We start from the raw sequence: 23,755 nt of genomic DNA, 5'->3' as shown, positions 1-23,755 counted from the left end.
ACCATTAGGCTAATTGCGACGAGAAAGGGACGACCTATGAATACTAACGTTTTTCGACTGCTCCTGCTGGGAAGCCTGTTCAGCCTTAGCGCCTGTGTGCAGCAAAGCGAAGTGCGACAGATGAAACACAGCGTCAGCACACTGAACCAGGAGATGACGCAACTCAATAAAGAAACGGTCAAAATCACTCAGCAAAACAGGCTGAATGCAAAATCCAGCAGTGGGGTTTACCTTCTGCCTGGAGCGAAAACACCAGCAAGACTGGAAAGCCAGATCGGTACTTTACGTATGTCGCTGGTGAATATTACGCCTGATACAGATGGCACCACCCTGACGCTACGTATTCAGGGCGAGTCGAATGATCCCTTGCCCGCATTCAGCGGAACTGTTGAATATGGACAAATTCAGGGAACAATAGACAACTTTCAGGAAATCAATGTGCAGAATCAATTGATTAACGCCCCTGCCAGCGTCCTCGCCCCCAGCGATGTTGATATTCCGTTACAGTTAAAGGGTATTTCTGTGGATCAGTTAGGCTTTGTACGTATCCACGACATTCAACCTGTTATGCAGTAAACGTATCGCGGGGCGTTTTGTGCGTCCCGCAACATCTTTCCCCGTCATTTTGTTACTCTGCTTACATCACCCAGATTGATAGTAAAAGTTTGCAACAAGGGTGAAAGTCAGTACAATCCCCGCCCGAATGTGTGTAAACGTGAACGCAATCGATTACGTAAATGATAGAACTGTGAAACGAAACATATTTTTGTGAGCAATGATTTTTATAATAGGCTCCTCTGTATACGAAATATTTAGAAACGCAATTTGCGCCTTTTTCACTCCCGCAAGGGATTTTCAAACAGTGGCATACATATGAAAAAAACATTACTGGCAGCCGGTGCGGTACTGGCGCTCTCTTCGTCTTTTACTGTCAACGCAGCTGAAAACGACAAACCGCAGTATCTTTCCGACTGGTGGCACCAGAGCGTTAACGTTGTCGGAAGCTATCACACCCGTTTCGGACCGCAGATCCGCAACGATACCTACCTTGAGTACGAAGCATTCGCTAAAAAAGACTGGTTCGACTTCTATGGGTATGCGGATGCGCCGGTATTCTTCGGCGGTAACTCCGATGCAAAAGGTATCTGGAACCACGGTTCCCCGCTGTTTATGGAAATCGAACCACGTTTCTCCATCGACAAGCTGACCAATACTGACCTTAGCTTTGGTCCGTTCAAAGAGTGGTACTTCGCGAACAACTACATTTACGACATGGGTCGTAATAAAGATGGTCGCCAGAGCACCTGGTACATGGGTCTGGGTACCGATATCGATACTGGCCTGCCGATGAGCCTGTCCATGAACGTGTATGCAAAATACCAGTGGCAGAACTATGGCGCAGCGAACGAAAACGAGTGGGACGGTTACCGTTTCAAAATTAAATACTTTGTGCCGATTACCGATCTGTGGGGTGGTCAGCTGAGCTACATCGGCTTCACCAACTTCGACTGGGGTTCCGATTTAGGGGATGACAGCGGTAACGCAATCAACGGTATTAAGACCCGTACCAATAACTCCATCGCTTCCAGCCATATTCTGGCTCTGAACTACGATCACTGGCACTACTCTGTCGTAGCTCGTTACTGGCACGACGGTGGTCAGTGGAACGACGATGCAGAACTGAACTTCGGCAACGGCAACTTCAACGTTCGCTCTACCGGCTGGGGTGGCTACCTGGTAGTAGGTTACAACTTCTGATGAATGAAATGCCGGATCTTGTATCCGGCATTTCAGATTGTTAACAACGTGCGCTTTGTTCATGCCGGATGCGGCGTAAACGCCTTATCCGGCCTACAAAAACACGTAAATTCAATACATTGCTGAGATTACGTAGGCCTGATAAGCGTAGCGCATCAGGCAATTTTGCGTTTGTCATAAAGCTCAAATAACGGATTTTGTATCCGTCATTTTTTTATCACTTCTTCTTATTCATCATCGCTTTTAAATCAGCGAATGGGTTGTACTTCGCTTCACCGACATCTTTCTGCGCATCTTCCCCTGCGATAACGGTCGTACCATACTGATCCGCTTCGGTATATTTCGAATGCTCATGATCGTGGCAATAGAGACACAACAATTCCCAGTTACTGCCATCTTCCGGGTTATTAGTATGGTCGTGATCGATATGGTGAACGGTAAGTTCACGCAGATTGGAGTAGACAAACTCGCGGGAGCAGCGTCCACACACCCACGGATAGATTTTTAATGCTTTTTCGCGATAGCCGCTTTCTAACCGCGCATAATTTTTTGGGATGATAGCCATGAGAAGTTACCTGGATGAAATGTAGGGTTAGGCGCAGTTTCCCAAGATGCGAGGGTTTTCGCAATCACCTTACATCAAAAAAAATCCCGATCTTCTGACCGGGATTTTCAACATCAGCTGAAACTTGATTAAGGCAGAATTGACGGCTGATCCGCCCCTTCTTTTTCCACTTTCTGCTGCAGCATGTGTTCGCGCTTCATACCCAGTTTCAGAGCCAGCGCCGATGCTACGTAGATGGAAGATGCAGTACCGATGGAAACACCGATAAGCATGGTCAGCGAGAAGCCTTCCAGTACCGGACCACCGAAGAGGTACAGCATCAGGATAACCATCAAGGTAGTACCGGATGTGATCAAGGTACGGTGCAGCGTCTGGGTCAAGGACACGTTAAAGATTTCGTAAGGCGTACCGCGACGGATCTTGCGGAAGTTTTCACGAATACGGTCCGATACCACGATACTGTCGTTAAGCGAGTAACCGATAACCGACATCAACGATGCCACAATGGTCAGGTCAATCTCGATATGGAATAACGACAAAATACCCAGCGTAATGATAACGTCGTGCGCCAGCGCAATAACAACCCCTGCCGCCAGTCGCCACTCAAAGCGGAAACCAACGTACACGAGGATAGACAGCAGCGCTGCCATCAGCGCCATCGCACCGGTTTGCGCAAGGTCTGCCCCCACGCTCGGACCGACGAACTCAATACGCTTCACTGCCGCATTCTGATTGGTGGATTCGTTAATCACCTTCAGAACCTGGCTGCCCAGCACCTGACCGCCGGTTTCGCCTTCAGCAGGCGGCATACGGACCATGATGTCGTGGCTGCTACCAAAGTTTTGCAGCATCGGCTCTTCAAAGCCCGCTTTCTGCAATGCATCACGCATCACATCGATTTCAGCCGGTTTTTCGAGCGTAATTTCGATAACCGTACCACCGGTGAAATCCAGCCCCCAGTTAAAGCCGCGCACGCCCATAATAACGATAGCGGCGATTAACAGCAGACCAGAGATGCCGAAAGCCCAGTAGTCCCAGCGCATAAAGTCATAGACTTTACGGCCGTGGTTTAGTTGTTCAACAGTATATTCCTGTGCCACATCGCACTCCTCAGATTGACAGCTTCTTGACGCGCTTGCCGCCATATAGCAGGTTTACGATGGCACGCGTACCGACAATCGCGGTAAACATCGACGTCGCCACACCGATACCGGTAGTAATCGCGAACCCTTTAATTGCCCCGGTACCCACTGCGTACAGGATGATGACTTTAATCAGCGTGGTGATGTTCGCATCGAAGATGGAACTGAACGCGCCACGATAACCTTCATCAATTGCCTGCTGAACAGTACGCCCGTTGCTTAACTCTTCTTTAATACGTTCGTTGATCAGTACGTTCGCATCGACCGCCACCGCAAGGGTTAAGACGATACCCGCGATACCCGGCATACTCAGCGTTGCGCCTGGCAACAGCGACATAATGCCGACGATCAAGATCAAGTTGGCAATCAGAGCACTGGTCGCAATCAGACCAAACTTCTTATAGAAGATGATCATAAACAGAATAGAAACCAGCAGACCGGCAAGGCAAGCCTCCAGCCCCTGTTCAATGTTCTGCATACCCAGAGTCGGGCCAATGGTACGTTCTTCAACAATCTGAATTGGCGCGATCAACGCACCGGCACGCAGCAAAAGTGAAAGCTGACGGGCTTCGTTCGGGTTGTTAATACCGGTGATACGGAAGCTGTTACCCAGACGAGACTGGATGTTAGCGATGTTAATCACCTCTTCCTGTTTCACCAGAACCGCACGACCGTTAGCATCTTTCTTGCCGCTGTCTTTGTACTCCACAAACAGGGTCGCCATCGGTTTGCCGATGTTGTCCTTGGTGAAGTTAGACATGATGTTGCCACCAGCGCTATCGAGCGAGATGTTAACCTGCGGCTGGTTGTATTCGTCCTGGCTGGAAGTGGAGTCGGTGATATGGTCACCGGTCAGAATTACGCGTTTGTACAGCACAACAGGCTGATCTTCGCGGGTCTGTTTCACTTCAGAGTCGCCCGGTACGCGTCCAGACGCAGCAGCGGCCTGGTCAACGTTGGTGTTTACCAGACGGAATTCCAACGTTGCCGTTGCACCCAGAATCTCTTTCGCTCGTGCGGTGTCCTGGATACCAGGCAGCTCAACAACGATACGGTCAGCACCCTGACGCTGAACCACCGGCTCCGCCACGCCAAGCTGGTTTACACGGTTACGCAGGATGTTGATGTTCTGTTGCACCGCATATTCACGCGCTTCACTCAGGCGAGCATCGCTCATTACCGCACGCAGCTGGTTGCTGCCCTGGCTACTAATCACCAGGTCCGGATGACGCTTGCTCAGATACGCAATGGCTTCATCACGAGCTTTAGCATCGCGGAAAGTGATGCTCAGGCCGTAGTTGTTTTCTTTACGAACGATGGTATACGGGATGCCCTTTTCGCGCAGGTCGCTGCGCAGGCTATCGATGTTTTGTTCCTGGAGTTTGCCAAGCGCGGTGTCCATATCCACTTCCATCAGGAAGTGAACGCCGCCACGCAGGTCAAGGCCGAGCTTCATCGGCTCAGCGTGAATAGCTGCCAGCCAGCGCGGCGTTGCCGGGGCAAGGTTAAGCGCCACGACGTATTTGTCACCCATAACGCCCATTAATGCTTCACGAGCGCGCAGTTGGGTGTCAGTGGAGTCGAAGCGCGCAAGAATAGCGCCCTCTTCCAGTGCCACAGACTTAGCAGTTATTTTTTCTTCTTGTAACGTTTTCTGGACCTGGATCAGCGTTTGCTCACTGGCGGCGACTCCGCGCGCGCCAGTGATCTGAACAGCCGGATCCTCACCAAACAGGTTGGGAAGTGCATACAGCAGACCGATGACAATCACCACGATCAGCATGACATACTTCCACAAAGGATAACGGTTTAACACGGCAATTCCCTTAGGGAAAAATTTTAATTACAGCGCCTTCATGGTGCCTTTCGGCAGAACGGCAGCTACGAAGTCACGTTTAATAACTACTTCAGTGGTGTCATTCAGCGCGATAGCAATGTAGCCGTTTTCCGCTACTTTGGTTACGCGACCGACCAAGCCACCGTTCGTCAGAACTTCATCACCTTTGGCAATGGAGTCCATCAGCTTTTTGTGTTCTTTGGTGCGCTTCTGCTGTGGACGCAGGATCATGAAATAGAAAATCAGACCGAATACCACCAGCATCAAAATCAAAGACATCGGGCTACCTTGCGCCGGTGCACCCGTTGCCGCTACCGCATCAGAAATAAAAAAGCTCATTAAATTTCCCTCATTATTAATATTAATCAACGTTCAAAGGTGGTACTTCTCGCCCCTGACGCTGGTAAAAATCAGTTACGAAGCTCTCTAATTTACCCTCTTCAATAGCCTTGCGTAAACCCGCCATCAAACGCTGGTAGTAACGAAGGTTATGAATGGTGTTGAGTCGCGCGCCTAATATTTCGTTGCAACGGTCGAGATGATGCAAGTAAGCGCGTGAATAATTGCGACAGGTGTAGCAATCACACTCAGGATCGAGCGGGCCAGTATCGCTCTTATACTTCGCATTGCGGATTTTCACCACGCCATCGGTCACGAACAAATGACCATTTCGGGCGTTGCGGGTTGGCATTACGCAGTCAAACATATCGATACCGCGACGTACGCCTTCAACCAGATCTTCCGGTTTACCAACGCCCATCAGGTAACGCGGTTTGTCTGCCGGAATTTGCGGACACACATGCTCCAGAATGCGGTGCATATCTGCTTTCGGCTCACCCACAGCCAGACCGCCGACAGCGTAGCCATCAAAACCGATATCTACCAGACCTTTAACAGAAATATCACGTAAATCTTCGTAAACGCTGCCCTGAATGATACCAAACAGCGCATTTTTGTTTCCGAGACTATCAAAACGCTCACGGCTACGCTTCGCCCAACGCAGAGACATCTCCATCGAGCGTTTTGCGTAATCCCAGTCAGCAGGATACGGCGTACACTCATCAAAGATCATGACGATATCTGAACCAAGATCGTACTGAATCTCCATCGACTTTTCCGGATCGAGGAAAATCGGGTCGCCGTTGATCGGGTTACGGAAGTGAACGCCCTGTTCGGTGATTTTACGAATATCGCCAAGGCTGAAGACCTGGAAGCCGCCGGAGTCAGTAAGGATAGGGCCTTTCCACTGCATAAAATCGTGCAGATCGCCATGCAGTTTCATGATTTCCTGACCCGGGCGCAGCCACAGGTGGAAAGTGTTACCGAGAATAATTTGTGCGCCAGTGGCTTCAACTTCTTCCGGCGTCATCCCTTTTACGGTGCCGTAGGTGCCAACAGGCATAAAACAAGGCGTTTCCACTACGCCACGATCAAAGACCAGGCGGCCACGGCGTGCGCGACCGTCGGTGGTGTCCAGTTCAAATTTCATTTTTTCTCCACTACGTCAGAAAAACAGTCCAACGTTTAAACCAGCGCCGCGGAATTACTCCCCGACGCGCTCATTAATTGCCTGCGGATTGTACGTGATAAACATCGCATCACCGTAACTAAAAAAGCGATATTTCTCTTCTACCGCCGCTTTATAGGCGTTCATAGTGTGTTGATAGCCGGCAAAGGCCGAAACCAGCATAATCAGCGTCGATTCAGGAAGGTGGAAGTTCGTCACCAGCGCATCGACCACTTTGTACTGGAAGCCCGGATAGATAAAGATTTGGGTATCGTCAAAGAACGGTTCAATGAGATCGTTTTTCGCCGCCTGGGCCGCGCTTTCCAGCGAACGTACCGAGGTGGTGCCAACCGCAATCACCCGATTGCCGCGCGCTTTTGCTGCCAGTACCGCGTCTACCACATCCTGCGGCACTTCAGCGTATTCTGAGTGCATGATGTGATCTTCAATGGTGTCGACGCGCACCGGCTGGAAAGTACCCGCACCAACGTGCAGAGTTACGAACGCCATCTCCACGCCTTTGGCGCGCAATTTTTCCAGCAAAGGTTCGTCAAAATGCAGCCCGGCAGTCGGGGCCGCTACCGCGCCCGGTTTTTCACTATAAACTGTTTGATAAAGTTCGCGGTCTGCATCTTCGTCCGGACGGTCGATGTACGGCGGCAGCGGCATGTGGCCGATGCTGTTGAGGATATCCAATACTGAACGCTCATCATTAAATTCGACTTCAAACAGTGCGCCGTGGCGAGCGGTCATTGTTGCGTTGATACTTTCGTCATCGCCCAGCAGCAGCTCTGCGCCCGGTTTTGGCGCTTTCGAGGCGCGAATATGCGCAAGAATGCGTTTGTCGTCGAGCATACGCTCAACCAGCACTTCAATCTTGCCGCCGCTGGCTTTACGCCCAAACAGGCGCGCCGGGATCACGCGGGTATTATTAAAAACCAGAAGATCGCCGGGGTTGAGCTTATCGAGTAAATCGGTGAAAGTACCGTGCGTCAGCGCGCCCGTCGGCCCGTCCAGCGACAGTAAACGACAGCTACTGCGTTCAGGCATTGGATAGTGGGCAATCAGGGATTCGGGTAATTCAAAGGAGAAATCGGTAACGCGCATGACACTGACTCAGACTAAAATAAGAGGCGGGTAGTCTAGTGCCGGGGCGCTCTCCCTGCAACCTTTACCCCCCTTTGGATAGAATATAATCGATGAATTTTTTAGCTCACCTGCATCTAGCCCATCTCGCGGAAAGTTCGCTTTCCGGTAATTTACTGGCTGATTTCGTACGCGGAAATCCTGAAGAAAATTTTCCGCCCGACGTCGTGGCTGGCATTCATATGCATCGCCGTATCGACGTACTGACCGATAATCTGCCGGAAGTCCGCGAAGCAAGGGAGTGGTTTCGTCGTGAAACCCGCCGCGTTGCGCCTATTACGCTGGATGTCATGTGGGATCACTTTCTTTCACGCCACTGGTCGCAGCTATCACCGGACTTTCCGCTACAGGAATTTACCTGTTATGCCCGTGAGCAAGTGATGACTATTCTTCCAGACTCACCGCCACGCTTTATCAATCTGAACAACTACTTATGGTCTGAGCAATGGCTGGTTCGCTATCGCGATATGGATTTCATCCAGAACGTGTTAAACGGCATGGCAAGCCGTCGCCCACGTCTGGATGCCCTGCGTGACTCCTGGTACGATTTAGACACCCATTACGACGCCCTGGAAACCCGCTTCTGGCAGTTTTATCCGCGGATGATGGCGCAGGCGTCACGCAAGGCGTTATAAGAGGTTAATTCATCCACACCGTAGCCGAAATGGCAGACAAAGCCAGAATCCCGTCCGTCAGTTGCCCATGCCCCTCCTTGCGTTGCCATTGCGCGACATTGAGTAACGGCGACGCGGGTAGCACCACTTCACAGGCTTCGCCACGGTTGATAGCCACCAGCACACGCTGCTGATTCAGCACGCGGACAAATACCACTACGTGATCTTCCGCATATACCACCTGGCAGCCACCACGACGCAGCGCATGGCTTTTCTTACGTAGCGCAATCATTCGCTGGTACAGCGCGAATAATGCCGTATCCTGTTTATCCACCTGCCAGGGGAACGGTTTACGGCAAAACGGATCGTTTTTGCCATCCATCCCCACTTCATCACCGTAATAAATACACGGTATGCCAGGCCAGGTAAGAAGCCAGACCACCGCCAGCGGCAGACGCGCGACATCCCGACCGAGCAGCGTTTTAAATCGCGCAGTATCGTGGCTGTCGAGCTGATTAAACATGCGCAATTGCTGTTGATGAGAAAGCCCTGCGCGGTAATTATCCATCCAGGCCATACAGGTTTGGGCGTCAATTTGCTGCGGATCATAAGAGATATCGGTGTTGGCAAGAAATCCCCACAACGGGAATGTGAAGCCGCGATAGTTCATGGCGGCATCTTCCACATCGGCCTGTAACCATTGCCGTGCATCGCCAAAATGTTCGCCGACTATATACGCTTCCGGTTGGGTTTCTTTCGCGGCTTCGGTGATCCCAGCGACGTGCTGTAAATTATTGCGCGCCCCACCCGCTTCTCCCAGCATATGCACCACATCCAGCCGCCAGCCGTCCATATTCCATGGTGCTTTCAGCCAATGGCGGACAATGCTGTCTTCCCCGCGATAAATTTCATTCACCAGACTTTCCGATTGATAATCCAGCTTCGGCAGGCTGGCATAGCCCAGCCAGTCGAGCGCCGTGCCATCATCGCTAAATGAGTACCAGTCACGCCAGGGCGATTCGGGGTTGTGACAAGCGCCACCTGTCCCACGATTATGTCGGTCAAACCAGGCATGGGAATCGCCACTGTGGTTAAACACGCCGTCCAGCACTAGCCGCATTCCCATCTGCTGTGTATTGTTTCGTAAACGCAGCAACGCCCCATCGCCGCCAAACTGCGGATCGACATGGCGATAATCCTCGGTATCGTATTTGTGTACGCTGGGAGCTTTAAACACCGGATTAAGATACAACGCCGTCACGCCAAGTTTTTTCAGATACGGCAGTTTTTCGCTGATACCATCCAGATCACCGCCATAGAACGTTGATCCGCCCGCCTGCGCCGTGACCGGCTCATCCCAGTCACGCAAGATGATCTCTTGTCCGGCTGCGTGATGGTAATAGATATGATCCTGTTCAGCTTCGCGAGGAAGACTACGGGCGAAACGATCAGGAAAGATCTGATAAAAAATCTGATCCGCAGCCCATTGTGGGCCGATATCCGGGACATCGACGGCAAACTGCTCCAGTCGTGCTGGCGGCATTCGGCTGAAGCCCTGCGGTGTAAACCAACGCTGGCGATCGTGCCACAATAATTTGAAGCTATAGCGCCGCCGGGGTTGCCCAATGGAAATATCGATGGCCGCCCGCCATGCCGTGACACCAGGCTGGGGCTGACTGCGCTGCTTATGCATCGGTACTGACGTTTCTTCGTTATCGTTTTCTGTACGTAGCATAATCCGCTGAGGTGGGTCTTCGCCTGTCAGCCACAGTGTAATGAGTAGTTGATCTTTGCTTTGTTTAACAAATGGGGGCACCGGCAGGTGCCATGCATTTAACATCATAATTCCCCTGTGATGAAAATCTGATCACCTTGCCATAGCCTAATGCAGGATCACTCATCATCTGAAGGATATTTGGGGGAGGAGGACGGGGGCGGATAACTTTCGGAATAGCCGGATCAGGGCTTGCCTTGATCCGGCTTACAGAACGCAGTGATTAGTGATTTTCAGCCAGCTGACGATCGTGGCGGCGTTTAAACATCCAGCCAATCAACAGCAGAACAATCCACGCGAAACCAACGTACAGCGAGATACGTGTGTCCGGATGATAACCAATCAATCCGATAATAAAGAGCAGGAAAATCAAACCGCCGATGGTCGTTGCTACCCCACCTGGTACTTTAAATTTCAGTGCCTTCACTTCTTCTGGCGGCAAACGGCGACGGAAAGCAATTTGCGACAGCAGGATCATAATCCATACCCACACCGTGGCGAAGGTTGCCAGCGAAGCGATCACCAGGAAGACATTTTCCGGCATGATGTAGTTCAGATATACCGCAAACAATAGCGCGGTAGTCATCACCAGCACCGTGACCCACGGAATACCGCGACGCGAGGTTTTGCTGAAAATTTTCGGCGCGCTACCCTGCTCTGCCATGCCGTGAAGCATACGACCTACGCCAAATACGTCACTGTTAATTGCTGACAGCGAAGCGGTCAGCACAACAAAGTTAAGAATGCTGGCGGCAAAGGTAATGCCCATATGCTGGAACGTCAGCACGAACGGGCTACCGGCAGTGCCAACCTGATTCCACGGATAGATAGACATAATGACGAACAGCGTACCGACGTAGAACACCAGAATACGCATCGGCACGGAGTTAATCGCACGCGGAATCGATTTTTCCGGATCTTTCGCTTCCCCGGCGGTAATACCGATAATTTCGATCCCGCCGTAAGCAAACATTACCATTTGCAGCGACATCACCATGCCAAGCCAGCCGTTGCTGAAGAAGCCGCCGTTGCTCCAAAGATTATGGATACCGGTCGGTTGCCCGCCGTTGCCAATCCCCCAGATGATGATGCCGAAACCGGCGACAATCATGATAATGATGGTGGCGACTTTAAAGAACGAAAACCAGAACTCAAGCTCACCAAATACTTTCACGCTCATCAGGTTTACGGCGCAAATGATCAGCACCACGCTCAGTACCCAAATCCAGTGCGGCACCGTCGGGAACCAGACGCCCATATAGATACCGAAAGCGGTCACATCGGCGATGGCGACAATAAGGATTTCAAAGCAGTAGGTCCAGCCAGTGATATAACCTGCCAGTGGACCGAGGTTTTCCTGCGCATAGCGCGAGAAAGAGCTGGCTGCCGGGTTATGTACCGACATTTCCCCCAGCGCACGCATAATGATATACGCCGCGATACCACCGATAATATAGGCCAACAACACGCTCGGACCGGCCATTTTGATGGCGTCTGCCGAACCGTAAAACAACCCGGTGCCAATTGCTGAACCCAGTGCCATAAAGCGTATGTGTCGGGTACTTAGCCCACGCTTTAGCTTGTTCTTACTTTCCATCAATTCCTAACCCATCAACACAATAAAAAACCACGGGGCATCGCAGCCCCGTGGTTAAAACAAATATTCAGTGATTTAGTGAGCGCTGGAGGTCACCTGACGACCTGCCGCGCGATCCCAAATAATGGCCAGAACCACCATCACCACTGTTGGCATTAACCACGCAAGACCTTGTTCGGCCAGCGGTAAACGCTGCGCCCAGGACGGTAAGATATCGCTGAATGCAGATGCTTTGATCCCGTCGAGAATACCAAAAAGCAGGCTGATAAACATCGGCGGAGCAATCACGCGGGACGAATTATGCCACCATGAGCGTGTAAAACTTAATACAACCAGTGCGATACACGGCGGATAAATAGCGGTCAGCACCGGTACGGAGATCTGAATCAGCTGGCTCAAGCCGAGGTTAGACACCACCATCGAGAAGCCGCCGAGGATAAACACCAGCGTACGATAGGAGAGCGGTACGTACTGAGCAAAGAATTCTGCACAAGCACAGGTCAGGCCAACCGCCGTGACCAGGCAGGCGATAAAGATTAACGCCGCCAGCAGGAAGCTACCGCCGCCGCCAAAGGTGTGCTGAACGTAGGCATGCAGAATAGCCGCACCGTTTGCAGACTGATCGACCAGCGACGCGCTGTCTGAACCCAGACGGAACAGCGCCAGGTACAGCAGAGTCAGACCGACACCCGCCATCAGGCCAGCCCAGACAGTATAACGGGTCAGCAGACGCGCTTCGGTAACGCCGCGAGAACGCGCCGCATTAACAATAACGATACCAAACACCATCGCGCCCAGCGTATCCATGGTCAGATAGCCATTAACGAAGCCGTTAGAAAACGCGGCGTTTTGATAAGCCTCAGTCGCCGTGCTGATAGAGCCCGCTGGCCAGACAATTGCCGCAACAGACAGGATGACCAGCGCGATAATTTTCAGCGGTGCCAGGAAGTTACCGACGGTATCCAGCAGTTTGCCCGGATAGAGCGAAACCAGAATAACGATAGCGAAATAGACCAGGCTGTAGATAAACAGCGGCAGCGCGGAGTCACCCGTCAGGGGCGCAATGCCCACTTCAAAGGAGACGGTGGCTGTACGCGGCGTGGCGAACAACGGCCCTACAGCCAGGTAGCAAACCGTTGCCAGCAGTACGCCAGCGACTTTACCAATTGGCGTGCTGAGGCTGTCAACACCGCCGCCAACTTTCGCCAGCGCCACCACCGTTAATACCGGCAGGCCAACGGCAGTAATGAGGAAGCCGAATGCCGCAGTCCAGACGTGTTCGCCTGCCTGCAAGCCGACCATTGGAGGGAAAATGATGTTACCTGCGCCGACGAACAACGCAAATGTCATAAAGCCCAGAGCGATGATATCGCGCGATCTTAATTGATGGGTCATAAATCATACTGCCTGTGGATGTGGTGTTGTAACGTTAAATTTTTGTGCCAATCCCTGGGGATGATACAGCGGTATATTTAAACAATTTTAGCGGGAAATACTCCCAACCAGGCGCGGCGAAGAATAGTTTTTCGATTTACCGCGTGAATGCAGTCAGTATGACAGCACCTGAAGCGCAATTTAAACGCTTATAACGTTTTAAAGCAAGAAGGGATCTAAAAACCAGAGGTATATAGCGATAAGAAATCACCAACCAGTATAAAACACTATTTCCGTGAAAAAGACATGGCTAATCATGCGAACAAAAAATCACCAACCGTTGTAAAATCTAACGCCCGTATTTTGACTGCAAAGAAAATAAGCCAGCATCAGCTGGCTTATGGCAATAAAAGATGACAAAGGCGGATTATTCGCTGTTTTTGGCAATTAAACGTTCCGGGATAACAAAACTGAAACGCGTACCTTTTCCCACCGCACTCTCAATATGCAGGCGACTTTCGTGATGATTCACCGCATGTTTCACGATCGCTAACCCTAATCCGCTACCGCCAGTTTGTCGGGAACGTGCTTTATCAACGCGATAAAAACGCTCGGTCAGGCGCGGAATATGCTCCGGTGCGATGCCCGGTCCATTATCTTCAACGCTAAATTCGGCACCGTGCGGCACTCGCTGCCAGCGTACGGTGATATGCGTACCTTCCGGCGTATGATTCACGGCGTTATAAACCAGGTTCGAAATCGCGCTGCGAAGTTGGTCTTCGTTGCCAGACACCTTGAGGTCGTTATCTATTTCAAAGGTAAATGTCTGTTTCTGCTGGCTCAGAGTCTGGGCCTCACGCTCAACGACCCGCAGCATCATCGGCACATCAACCTTTTCATTAAGCAACTGCGTTGGCGCGGCTTCTATTTTTGACAGCGTCAGTAACTGCTTCACCAGCCCTTCCATCCGCTGGGTCTGCTCGCGCATGGTGTGCAACGCTTTTTCACGTACCGCACCTTGCAGTGGTTGCTCATCCATCATCTCCAGGTAACCCTGTAACACTGTCAATGGCGTACGCAACTCATGGCTCACGTTGGCAAAAAAGTTACGCCGCGCCCCTTCCAGTTGATGCATTTGCGTGACATCACGCGCCACCATCAGCAACTGTTTGTGGGTATAAGGCATGACGCGAATTTCCAGATGCCGCCCGGTATTGAGCACCAGATTGAGCGGGCGAGAAAAATCACGCGTTTTCAGATATTGCGTAAACTCCGGATAACGAAGCAGATTAAGGATGTTCTGCCCGTTATCTTCCGGCCAGCGCAAACCAAGAATTTGTTGCGCCAGACCATTACACCAGAAAATACCGCCCTCTTCCGTGGTCAGCACCACCGCATCAGGCAGCGACTCCGCGCCGCTACGAAAGCGTTTAATCAGATTGCCCAGTTCGCGGCGACGTTTTTTATTACGCAGCTGCATCTGGTGTAAGCCGTATAGCAGCGGTTCCCAGCTACCACGCCCCGGAGGCGGGGTCATACTGCGATCCACCCACAGCCACCATGAAAGGCGCAACAAATTCCAAAAATGCCAGATAAGCAGTCCTGTTACCGATGCCAGCAAAAACCAAGGCAGGTAACCAAAAAATGCACCCAGGATGAAAGCCGGGAGGCAGCAAAGTAGCAGCTCCAGCACCAGCCTTTTCCACGACAGCCGTTCCAGCACGTAAGATACTCCAGTTAAGAAATCATAAGCCCTGCTCTGCGTCCGATGAGCAAGGCGTTAAAAGCGGGTTGAAAAACGATATCCTGTACCGCGTACGGTCTGCACCATGCGGTCATGTCCGCCGGGCTCCAGTGCCTTACGCAGGCGACGAATGTGAACATCGACCGTGCGGTCTTCCACATATACGTTGGTTCCCCAGACGTGGTTTAACAGCTGCTCGCGGCTGTACACGCGCTCGGGATGCGTCATAAAAAAGTGCAGCAGTTTAAATTCTGTCGGCCCCATCTCCAGCGGTTCTTCGCCCGCCATCACCCGGTGAGATGTCGGGTCGAGACTGAGCCCCTGCATCTCGATCACCTCTTCCACCGCCATTGGCGAAATACGGCGCATTACCGCTTTGATTCGCGCCACCAGTTCCTTCGGCGAAAACGGCTTGGTGATATAGTCATCCGCACCGGTTTCAAGGCCGCGCACGCGATCTTCTTCTTCCCCTCTGGCGGTCAGCATCACCACTGGAATATCTCGGGTCATCGATTCGCGCTTGAGGTGTTTGATGAACTGGATACCGGAGCCGCCAGGTAACATCCAGTCAAGGAGAATTAAATCCGGCCAGGGTTCATTCAGTTGATTCACAGCACTGTCATAATCTTCCGCTTCGACCGGCTGAAAGCCATTTTGTTCGAGCACGAAGCAGACCATTTCGCGAATTGGAGCTTCATCTTCTACGACCAGAATACGTCTCGCCATGATTTGCCCTGTTGTAATAAATAGGTTGCGATCATTAATGCGACGTCATTATGCGTCAGATTTATGACAGATTTATGAAAAGCACGTCGCACATATCTTCAGGTAGTTGATTTCCGTGGCGCAGAAAAAAGCAAATGGCACATCTGTTTGGGTATAATCGCGCCCATGCTTTTTCGCCAGGGAATCGTTATGCGCATCCTTCACACCTCAGACTGGCATCTCGGCCAGAACTTCTACAGTAAAAGCCGCGAAGCTGAACACCAGGCCTTTCTTGACTGGCTGCTGGAAACAGCGCAAACCCATCAGGTGGATGCGATTATTGTTGCCGGTGATGTTTTCGATACCGGATCACCACCCAGTTACGCCCGCACGTTATACAACCGTTTTGTTGTCAATTTACAGCAAACGGGCTGTCATCTGGTGGTACTGGCAGGAAACCATGACTCGGTCGCCACGCTGAATGAATCGCGCGATATCATGGCGTTCCTCAATACTACCGTGGTCGCCAGCGCCGGACATGCGCCACAAATCTTGCCTCGTCGCGACGGGACGCCAGGCGCAGTGCTGTGCCCCATTCCTTTTTTACGCCCGCGTGACATTATTACCAGCCAGGCGGGGCTTAACGGTATTGAAAAACAACAACATTTGCTGGCGGCTATTACCGATTATTACCAACAACATTATGCCGATGCCTGCAAACTGCGCGGCGATCAGCCTCTGCCCATCATCGCCACGGGGCATTTAACGACCGTTGGTGCCAGCAAAAGTGACGCCGTGCGTGACATTTATATTGGCACGCTGGACGCCTTCCCGGCACAAAACTTTCCGCCAGTCGACTACATCGCGCTCGGGCATATTCACCGCGCACAGATTATTGGCGGCATGGAACATGTTCGCTATTGCGGTTCCCCCATTCCACTGAGTTTTGATGAATGCGGAAAAAGTAAATATGTCCATCTGGTGACATTTTCAAACGGCAAATTAGAGAGCGTGGAAAACCTGAGCGTGCCGATAACGCAACCAATGGCGGTACTGAAAGGCGATCTGGCGTCGATTACCGAACAGCTGGAACAGTGGCGCGATGTATCACAGGAACCACCTGTCTGGCTGGATATCGAAATCACTACTGATGAGTATCTGCATGATATTCAGCGCAAAATCCAGGCATTAACTGAATCACTGCCTGTCGAAGTATTGCTGGTACGCCGCAGCCGTGAACAGCGCGAGCGTGTGTTAGCCAGCCAACAGCGTGAAACCCTCAGCGAACTCAGCGTCGAAGAGGTGTTTAATCGTCGTCTCGCACTGGAAGAACTGGATGAATCACAGCAGCAACGTCTGCAACATCTTTTCACCACGACGCTGCAGACCCTCGCCGGAGAACACGAAGCATGAAAATTCTCAGCCTGCGCCTGAAAAACCTGAACTCGTTAAAAGGCGAATGGAAGATTGATTTCACCCGCGAGCCGTTCGCCAGCAATGGGCTGTTTGCGATTACCGGCCCAACCGGCGCGGGGAAAACCACCCTGCTGGATGCCATTTGCCTGGCGCTGTATCACGAAACTCCGCGCCTTTCTAACGTTTCACAATCGCAAAATGATCTAATGACCCGCGATACCGCCGAATGTCTGGCGGAAGTGGAGTTTGAAGTCAAAGGTGAAGCGTACCGTGCCTTCTGGAGCCAGAATCGGGCGCGTAACCAGCCAGACGGTAATTTGCAGGTGCCGCGCGTAGAGCTGGCGCGCTGTACCGATGGCAAAATTCTCGCTGACAAAGTGAAAGATAAGCTGGAACTGACGGCGACGTTAACCGGACTGGATTATGGGCGTTTCACCCGTTCGATGCTGCTTTCGCAGGGGCAATTTGCTGCCTTCCTGAATGCCAAACCAAAAGAACGCGCGGAATTGCTCGAGGAATTAACCGGCACCGAAATCTACGGGCAAATCTCTGCGATGGTCTTTGAGCAGCACAAATCGGCCCGCACTGAGCTGGAGAAACTGCAAGCGCAGGCCAGCGGCGTTGCGTTATTAGCGCCAGAACAGCTGCAATCGCTGACAGAAAGTTTGCAGGTACTCACTGTCGAAGAGAAACAGTTACTCGCCGCGCAGCAGCAAGAACAACAATCGCTAAACTGGTTAACGCGTCTGGACGAATTGCAGCAAGAAGCCAGCCGACGTCAGCAGGCATTGCAACAGGCGTTAGCCGAAGAAGAAAAAGCGCAACCTCAACTGGCGGCGCTCAGCCTGGCACAACCGGCGCGAAATCTTCGTCCGCACTGGGAACGCATCGCAGAACACACTGCGGCACTGGCGCATACTCGCCAGCAGATTGAAGAAGTAAATACTCGCTTACAGCGCACAATGGCGCTTCGTGCGAGCATTCGCCACCACGCGGCGAAGCAGTCTGCAGAATTACAGCAGCAGCAACAAAGCCTGAATGCCTGGTTACAGGAACACGACCGCTTCCGTCAGTGGAACAACGAACTGGCGGGTTGGCGTGCGCAATTCTCTCAACAAACCAGCGAACGCGAGCATCTGCGGCAGTGGCAGCAACAGTTAACCCATGCAGAGCAAAAACTTAATTCACTTCCGGCGATCTCGTTGACGTTAAGCGCCGATGAAGTTGCTAGCGCCCAGGCGCAACATGCTGAGCAACGCACGCTGCGTCAGCGCCTGGTCGCGCTGCATGGACAGATTGTTCCCCAACAAAAACGCCTGGCGCAATTACAGATCGCTATCCAGAATGTCACGCAAGAACAGACGCAACGTAACGCCGCACTTAACGAAATGCGCCAGCGTTATAAAGAAAAAACGCAACAACTTGCCGATGTGAAAACCATTTGCGAGCAGGAAGCTCGTATCAAAACGCTGGAAGTTCAACGTGCGCAGTTACAGGCGGGTCAGCCTTGCCCACTTTGTGGTTCCACCAGCCACCCGGCGGTCGAGGCGTATCAGGCGCTGGAACCGGGCGTTAATCAGGCCCGGCTATTAACGCTGGAAAACGAAGTGAAAAAGCTCGGTGAAGAAGGTGCGGCGCTACGTGGGCAACTGGACGCCTTAACGAAGCAGCTTCAGCGTGATGAAAACGAAGCGCAAAGCCTCCGACAAGATGAGCAAGCACTTACTCAACAATGGCAAGCTGTCACGGCCAGCCTCAATATCACCTTGCAGCCACAGGACGATATTCAACCGTGGCTGGATGCACAAGATGAGCACGAGCGCCAGCTGCGGATACTCAGCCAACGGCATGAATTACAAGGGCAGATTGCTGCGCATAATCAACAAATTATCCAGTATCAACAGCAAATTGAACAACGCCAGCAGCAACTCTCTGCGGCATTAGCGAGTTACGCGCTGGCATTGCCACAGGAAAATGAAGAAGAGAGCTGGTTAGCGACACGTCAGCAAGAAGCGCAGAGCTGGCAACTGCGTCAGAACGAATTAACTACGCTGCAAAACCGTATTCAGCAACTGACGCCGATTCTGGATACGTTACCGCAAGGTGATGAGTTATCGCACAGCGAAGAAACAGTGGCAATGGAAAACTGGCGGCAAATTCATGAACAATGTCTCGCGTTACAAAGCCAGCAGCAGACGTTACAGCAACAGGATGTTCTGGCGGCGCAAAGTCTGCAAAAAGCCCAGGCGCAGTTTGACACCGCGCTACAGGCCAGTGTCTTTGACGATCAACAGGCGTTCCTTGCGGCGCTAATGGATGAACAAACACTAACCCAACTGGAACAGCTCAAGCAGAATCTGGAAAACCAGCGCCGTCAGGCGCAAACGCTGGTCACTCAGACAGCTGAAACGCTGGCACAGCATCAGCAACACCGACCTGACGGCCTGGATCTCAGTGTGACGGTGGAGCAGATTCAGCAAGAGTTAGCGCAAACTCACCAAAAGTTGCGTGAAAACACCACGAGTCAGGGCGAGATTCGTCAACAGCTGAAACAGGATGCGGAAAACCGTCAGCAACAACAAACCTTAATGCAGCAAATTGCTCAAATGACGCAGCAGGTTGAGGACTGGGGATATCTTAATTCGCTAATAGGTTCCAAAGAGGGCGATAAATTCCGCAAGTTTGCCCAGGGGCTGACGCTGGATAATTTAGTCCATCTCGCTAATCAGCAACTTACCCGGTTACACGGGCGCTATCTGTTACAGCGCAAAGCCAGCGAGGCGCTGGAAGTCGAGGTTGTTGATACCTGGCAGGCAGATGCGGTACGCGATACCCGTACCCTTTCCGGTGGCGAGAGTTTCCTCGTCAGTCTGGCGCTGGCGCTGGCGCTTTCGGATCTGGTCAGCCATAAAACGCGTATTGACTCGCTGTTCCTTGATGAAGGTTTTGGCACGCTGGATAGCGAAACGCTGGATACCGCCCTTGATGCCCTGGATGCCCTGAACGCCAGCGGCAAAACCATCGGTGTGATTAGCCACGTTGAAGCGATGAAAGAGCGTATTCCGGTGCAGATCAAAGTGAAAAAGATCAACGGACTGGGATACAGCAAACTGGAAAGTGCGTTTGCAGTGAAATAACTATTCAGCAGGATAATGAATACAGAGGGGCGAATTATCTCTTGGCCTCACTGGTCGTTATCCTGCAAGCTATCACTTTATTGGCTACGGTGATTGGTAGCCGTTCTGGTGGTTGTGATGGTGGTATGAAAAAAGTTATTTTATCTTTGGCTCTGGGCACGTTTGGTTTGGGAATGGCCGAATTTGGCATTATGGGCGTGCTTACGGAGCTGGCACATAACGTAGGTATTTCGATTCCTGCCGCCGGACATATGATCTCGTATTATGCGCTGGGGGTGGTGGTCGGTGCACCAATCATCGCACTCTTTTCCAGCCGCTACTCGCTCAAACATATCTTGTTGTTTCTGGTGGCGTTGTGCGTCATTGGCAACGCCATGTTCACGCTCTCTTCGTCTTACCTGATGCTCGCCATTGGTCGGCTGGTTTCCGGCTTTCCGCATGGCGCTTTTTTTGGCGTCGGGGCGATTGTGTTATCGAAAATTATCAAACCCGGCAAAGTCACCGCCGCCGTGGCGGGGATGGTTTCGGGGATGACAGTTGCCAATTTGCTGGGCATTCCGCTGGGGACGTATTTAAGTCAGGAGTTTAGCTGGCGTTACACCTTTTTATTGATCTCTGTGTTTAATATCGCGGTGATGGCATCGGTCTATTTTTGGGTGCCGGATATTCGCGACGAGGCGAAAGGAAAGCTGCGCGAACAATTTCACTTTTTGCGCAGCCCGGCCCCGTGGTTAATTTTCGCTGCCACGATGTTTGGCAACGCGGGTGTATTTGCCTGGTTCAGCTACGTAAAGCCATACATGATGTTTATTTCCGGTTTTTCGGAAACGGCGATGACCTTTATTATGATGTTAGTTGGGCTGGGGATGGTGTTGGGGAATGTGCTAAGTGGCCGGATTTCAGGACGTTATTCACCACTACGCATTGCGGCAGTGACTGATTTCATTATTGTGCTGGCATTGCTGATGCTCTTTTTCTTCGGCGGCATGAAAACAACGTCGCTTATTTTTGCTTTTATTTGTTGCGCGGGATTATTTGCCCTCTCTGCACCGCTGCAAATATTGTTACTGCAAAATGCCAAAGGTGGAGAATTATTAGGTGCCGCAGGTGGGCAAATAGCGTTTAACCTCGGTAGCGCCGTCGGCGCATATTGCGGAGGTATGATGCTGACGCTGGGGCTGACTTATAATTACGTGGCGCTGCCTGCCGCCCTGCTTTCGTTTGCTGCGATGTCGTCGTTGCTGCTGTATGGTCGCTATAAGCGCCAGCAAGCGGCGGATAGTCCGGTGCTGGCGAAACCAGTGGGGTAGATTGCAGCCACGGTGCACGTTGCTTATTGCCGGATGCGGCGTGAACACCTTATCCGGCCTACGGCTGCTCATTTTGTAGGCCTGATAAGACGCGGCAAGCGTCGCATCAGGCATGATGCACCAATTGCCTGGTTTTTTTACTCTTGTGGCCATAACCACGCAGCGCCGCGTACGCCGCTGGAATCACCATGTTTCGCCTTACGCACCGGCGTTTCACATTCGCCGCCGAAGACAAATTGTTTAATCAACTGCGGAACCGTTTGATATAAACGATCTACATTGCTCATCCCGCCCCCCAACACAATCACATCCGGATCGAGAATATTCACTACGTGTGCCAGCGATTTTGCCAGCCGCAGCTCGTAGCGACGCAATGCCAGTTCCGCTACCGGATCGCTTTCTTCTACCAAGCGGATAATTTCACTGCCTTTCAGCGCATGTCCGCTCAAACGATGATAATCCGTCGCGAATCCCGTGCCCGAAATAAAGGTTTCAATACAACCTTGTTTACCGCAATAACAAGGGACTTCCTCGCGATAACGCAGTTCATCTTCGTCCATCCACGGTAGCGGATTGTGTCCCCACTCGCCTGCCGTGCCATTGCCGCCGATATGCGCTCGACCATTGAACGCTACGCCCGCGCCGCATCCCGTGCCGATAATCACGGCAAATACCGTCTGCGCTCCCGCTGCTGCGCCATCTACCGCTTCCGAGACCGCCAGACAGTTGGCGTCATTTGCCAACCGCACTTCCCGTTGCAACCGCGCGCTTAAATCTTTATCAAATGGCTGACCGTTAAGCCAGGTTGAATTGGCATTTTTCACCACGCCAGTGTAAGGCGAAATCGAGCCTGGAATGCCCATGCCTACCGTTCCGCGCTGCCCTGTCGCCTGCTCCGCCATATCAACCAACGTGGCGATCGTTTCGATGGTCTGATGGTAATCATCACGCGGTGTGGGCAGACGATGACGATACAACTGCTCCCCTGCATCGCCCAGTGCAATCACTTCAGTTTTAGTGCCGCCTAAATCGATACCTATACGCACGGTACTCTCCTTATTTTTTTCAATATCAATAGCGTAGAGACGGACAACCGGATTGGCAATGCAAGGCCGCCGACAATTCGTTATCATGCCCGCTAAATTTAACGACAAGGCCGTGGAAATTATCATGCTGTGGTTCAAAAATTTAATGGTTTACCGTCTTAGCCGCGAGATTTCGCTGCGTGCAGAAGAGATGGAAAAACAGCTAGCCTCGATGGCATTTACCCCATGCGGCAGCCAGGACATGGCGAAGATGGGCTGGGTTCCTCCGATGGGATCGCACAGCGATGCGTTAACGCACGTTGCCAATGGTCAAATTGTTATCTGCGCGCGCAAAGAAGAAAAAATCCTCCCGTCTCCGGTGATTAAACAGGCGCTGGAAGCAAAAATCGCCAAGCTGGAAGCGGAACAGGCGCGCAAGCTGAAGAAAACCGAAAAAGATTCGCTGAAAGATGAAGTGCTGCACTCTCTTCTGCCGCGCGCTTTCAGCCGTTTCAGCCAAACCATGATGTGGATCGATACGGTAAACGGTTTGATTATGGTGGACTGCGCCAGTGCCAAAAAAGCAGAAGATACGCTGGCATTACTGCGTAAAAGCCTGGGGTCGTTACCGGTTGTACCATTGAGCATGGAAAACCCGATTGAACTGACGCTGACCGAATGGGTACGCTCTGGTAGTGCGGCACAAGGCTTCCAGCTGCTTGATGAAGCCGAACTGAAATCGTTGCTGGAAGATGGCGGCGTGATCCGCGCGAAGAAACAAGATTTGACCAGCGAAGAAATCACCAACCACATTGAAGCAGGAAAAGTGGTGACTAAACTGGCGCTCGACTGGCAGCAGCGCATTCAGTTTGTGATGTGCGACGATGGTTCACTCAAGCGTCTGAAGTTCTGCGACGAGCTGCGCGATCAAAACGAAGATATCGACCGTGAAGATTTTGCCCAACGTTTTGATGCCGATTTCATCCTGATGACCGGTGAACTGGCAGCATTAATCCAAAACCTGATCGAAGGATTAGGTGGCGAAGCACAACGTTAATTGCTGATTTGCCTTTAATGCCGGATGCGACGCCTGCGGCGTCTTAT

The 23,755-nt window shown here is 51.8% G+C and carries 19 protein-coding genes; 7 read left to right on the top strand and 12 right to left on the bottom strand.

The annotated features are described in order from the left end of the window. The first annotated feature begins 36 nt into the window (after positions 1–36). Both BGE37_RS09940 and tsx read left to right on the top strand, forming a co-directional pair. Positions 37–576, top strand: a complete 540-nt coding sequence (locus tag BGE37_RS09940; RefSeq protein WP_001314529.1) for a DUF3251 domain-containing protein — start codon at positions 37–39, stop codon at positions 574–576. A gap of 297 nt (positions 577–873) precedes the next feature. Beyond that, positions 874–1,758 carry a nucleoside-specific channel-forming protein Tsx gene (gene tsx, locus BGE37_RS09935; protein WP_001295328.1) on the top strand — a complete coding sequence of 295 codons (885 nt, stop codon included), beginning with the start codon at positions 874–876 and terminating at the stop codon, positions 1,756–1,758. A 217-nt stretch (positions 1,759–1,975) separates the two neighbouring features. Here the strand turns inward: tsx and yajD are convergent, their stop codons facing one another. The 6 genes from yajD to queA all read right to left on the bottom strand — a co-directional run bounded on the left by yajD (position 1,976) and on the right by queA (position 7,916). After that, the gene (gene yajD, locus BGE37_RS09930; RefSeq protein WP_000974813.1) at positions 1,976–2,323 is read right to left on the bottom strand and encodes an HNH nuclease YajD; all 348 of its coding nucleotides are present in this window, start codon (positions 2,321–2,323) and stop codon (positions 1,976–1,978) included. 128 nt (positions 2,324–2,451) lie between these two features. Further along, entirely contained in the window at positions 2,452–3,423 is a 972-nt protein-coding gene (gene secF, locus BGE37_RS09925; RefSeq protein WP_000046637.1) for a protein translocase subunit SecF, read from the bottom strand. Positions 3,424–3,433: 10 nt separating this feature from the next. Further along, positions 3,434–5,281: a protein translocase subunit SecD gene (gene secD / locus BGE37_RS09920; RefSeq protein WP_105287987.1), complete on the bottom strand. Its 1,848-nt coding sequence runs from the start codon at positions 5,279–5,281 to the stop codon at positions 3,434–3,436. Positions 5,282–5,308: 27 nt separating this feature from the next. Beyond that, positions 5,309–5,641, bottom strand: coding sequence for a preprotein translocase subunit YajC (yajC, locus tag BGE37_RS09915; protein ID WP_000007629.1), 333 nt, complete (start codon positions 5,639–5,641; stop codon positions 5,309–5,311). A 22-nt stretch (positions 5,642–5,663) separates the two neighbouring features. Further along, positions 5,664–6,791 (bottom strand): tRNA guanosine(34) transglycosylase Tgt, encoded by a 1,128-nt coding sequence (tgt, locus tag BGE37_RS09910; RefSeq protein ID WP_000667319.1) that lies wholly within the window; start codon positions 6,789–6,791, stop codon positions 5,664–5,666. A 54-nt stretch (positions 6,792–6,845) separates the two neighbouring features. Beyond that, positions 6,846–7,916 carry a tRNA preQ1(34) S-adenosylmethionine ribosyltransferase-isomerase QueA gene (gene queA, locus BGE37_RS09905; protein WP_001266503.1) on the bottom strand — a complete coding sequence of 357 codons (1,071 nt, stop codon included), beginning with the start codon at positions 7,914–7,916 and terminating at the stop codon, positions 6,846–6,848. Positions 7,917–8,008: 92 nt separating this feature from the next. Between queA and acpH the strand changes: the two genes are divergently transcribed. Next, positions 8,009–8,590 carry an ACP phosphodiesterase gene (acpH, locus tag BGE37_RS09900; RefSeq protein WP_046080607.1) on the top strand — a complete coding sequence of 194 codons (582 nt, stop codon included), beginning with the start codon at positions 8,009–8,011 and terminating at the stop codon, positions 8,588–8,590. 4 nt (positions 8,591–8,594) lie between these two features. Here acpH and malZ read toward each other — a convergent pair whose 3' ends face one another. From malZ to phoB, 5 genes are all read right to left on the bottom strand, one after another. Beyond that, positions 8,595–10,412, bottom strand: coding sequence for a maltodextrin glucosidase (malZ, locus tag BGE37_RS09895; RefSeq protein WP_123057325.1), 1,818 nt, complete (start codon positions 10,410–10,412; stop codon positions 8,595–8,597). A gap of 154 nt (positions 10,413–10,566) precedes the next feature. Continuing rightward, the gene (proY, locus tag BGE37_RS09890) at positions 10,567–11,940 is read right to left on the bottom strand and encodes a proline-specific permease ProY (protein WP_001353407.1); all 1,374 of its coding nucleotides are present in this window, start codon (positions 11,938–11,940) and stop codon (positions 10,567–10,569) included. A 75-nt stretch (positions 11,941–12,015) separates the two neighbouring features. Beyond that, a complete protein-coding gene (gene brnQ / locus BGE37_RS09885) occupies positions 12,016–13,335 on the bottom strand; it encodes a branched-chain amino acid transporter carrier protein BrnQ (protein ID WP_000149639.1) in 1,320 nt (439 codons plus the stop codon). Between the two features lie 406 nt (positions 13,336–13,741). Next, positions 13,742–15,037, bottom strand: a complete 1,296-nt coding sequence (phoR, locus tag BGE37_RS09880; RefSeq protein WP_105270956.1) for a phosphate regulon sensor histidine kinase PhoR — start codon at positions 15,035–15,037, stop codon at positions 13,742–13,744. A gap of 57 nt (positions 15,038–15,094) precedes the next feature. Continuing rightward, complete coding sequence (gene phoB / locus BGE37_RS09875; RefSeq protein WP_000113933.1) at positions 15,095–15,784, bottom strand: phosphate response regulator transcription factor PhoB; 690 nt, start codon at positions 15,782–15,784, stop codon at positions 15,095–15,097. Positions 15,785–15,973: 189 nt separating this feature from the next. On the opposite strand from phoB, the gene sbcD reads away from it, so the two are divergent. The 3 genes from sbcD to araJ all read left to right on the top strand — a co-directional run bounded on the left by sbcD (position 15,974) and on the right by araJ (position 21,626). After that, on the top strand, positions 15,974–17,176 hold the full coding sequence (gene sbcD / locus BGE37_RS09870) for an exonuclease subunit SbcD (protein WP_105277194.1): 1,203 nt from the start codon (positions 15,974–15,976) through the stop codon (positions 17,174–17,176). Further along, complete coding sequence (sbcC, locus tag BGE37_RS09865) at positions 17,173–20,316, top strand: exonuclease subunit SbcC (protein ID WP_105277193.1); 3,144 nt, start codon at positions 17,173–17,175, stop codon at positions 20,314–20,316. The genes sbcD and sbcC overlap by 4 nt, the downstream gene beginning before the upstream one ends. Before the next feature lie 125 nt (positions 20,317–20,441). After that, positions 20,442–21,626 (top strand): MFS transporter AraJ, encoded by a 1,185-nt coding sequence (gene araJ / locus BGE37_RS09860; protein WP_039021006.1) that lies wholly within the window; start codon positions 20,442–20,444, stop codon positions 21,624–21,626. Positions 21,627–21,763: 137 nt separating this feature from the next. Here araJ and mak read toward each other — a convergent pair whose 3' ends face one another. Then, on the bottom strand, positions 21,764–22,672 hold the full coding sequence (mak, locus tag BGE37_RS09855) for a fructokinase (protein ID WP_032183452.1): 909 nt from the start codon (positions 22,670–22,672) through the stop codon (positions 21,764–21,766). A 124-nt stretch (positions 22,673–22,796) separates the two neighbouring features. Between mak and rdgC the strand changes: the two genes are divergently transcribed. Continuing rightward, positions 22,797–23,708, top strand: coding sequence for a recombination-associated protein RdgC (gene rdgC, locus BGE37_RS09850; RefSeq protein ID WP_001298537.1), 912 nt, complete (start codon positions 22,797–22,799; stop codon positions 23,706–23,708). Positions 23,709–23,755 lie beyond the last annotated feature (47 nt).

This window comes from Escherichia sp. MOD1-EC6300 (assembly GCF_002965045.1).
Classification (GTDB): Bacteria; Pseudomonadota; Gammaproteobacteria; order Enterobacterales; family Enterobacteriaceae; genus Escherichia; species Escherichia coli_F.
This window is presented reverse-complemented; position numbering and strand designations above follow the sequence as displayed.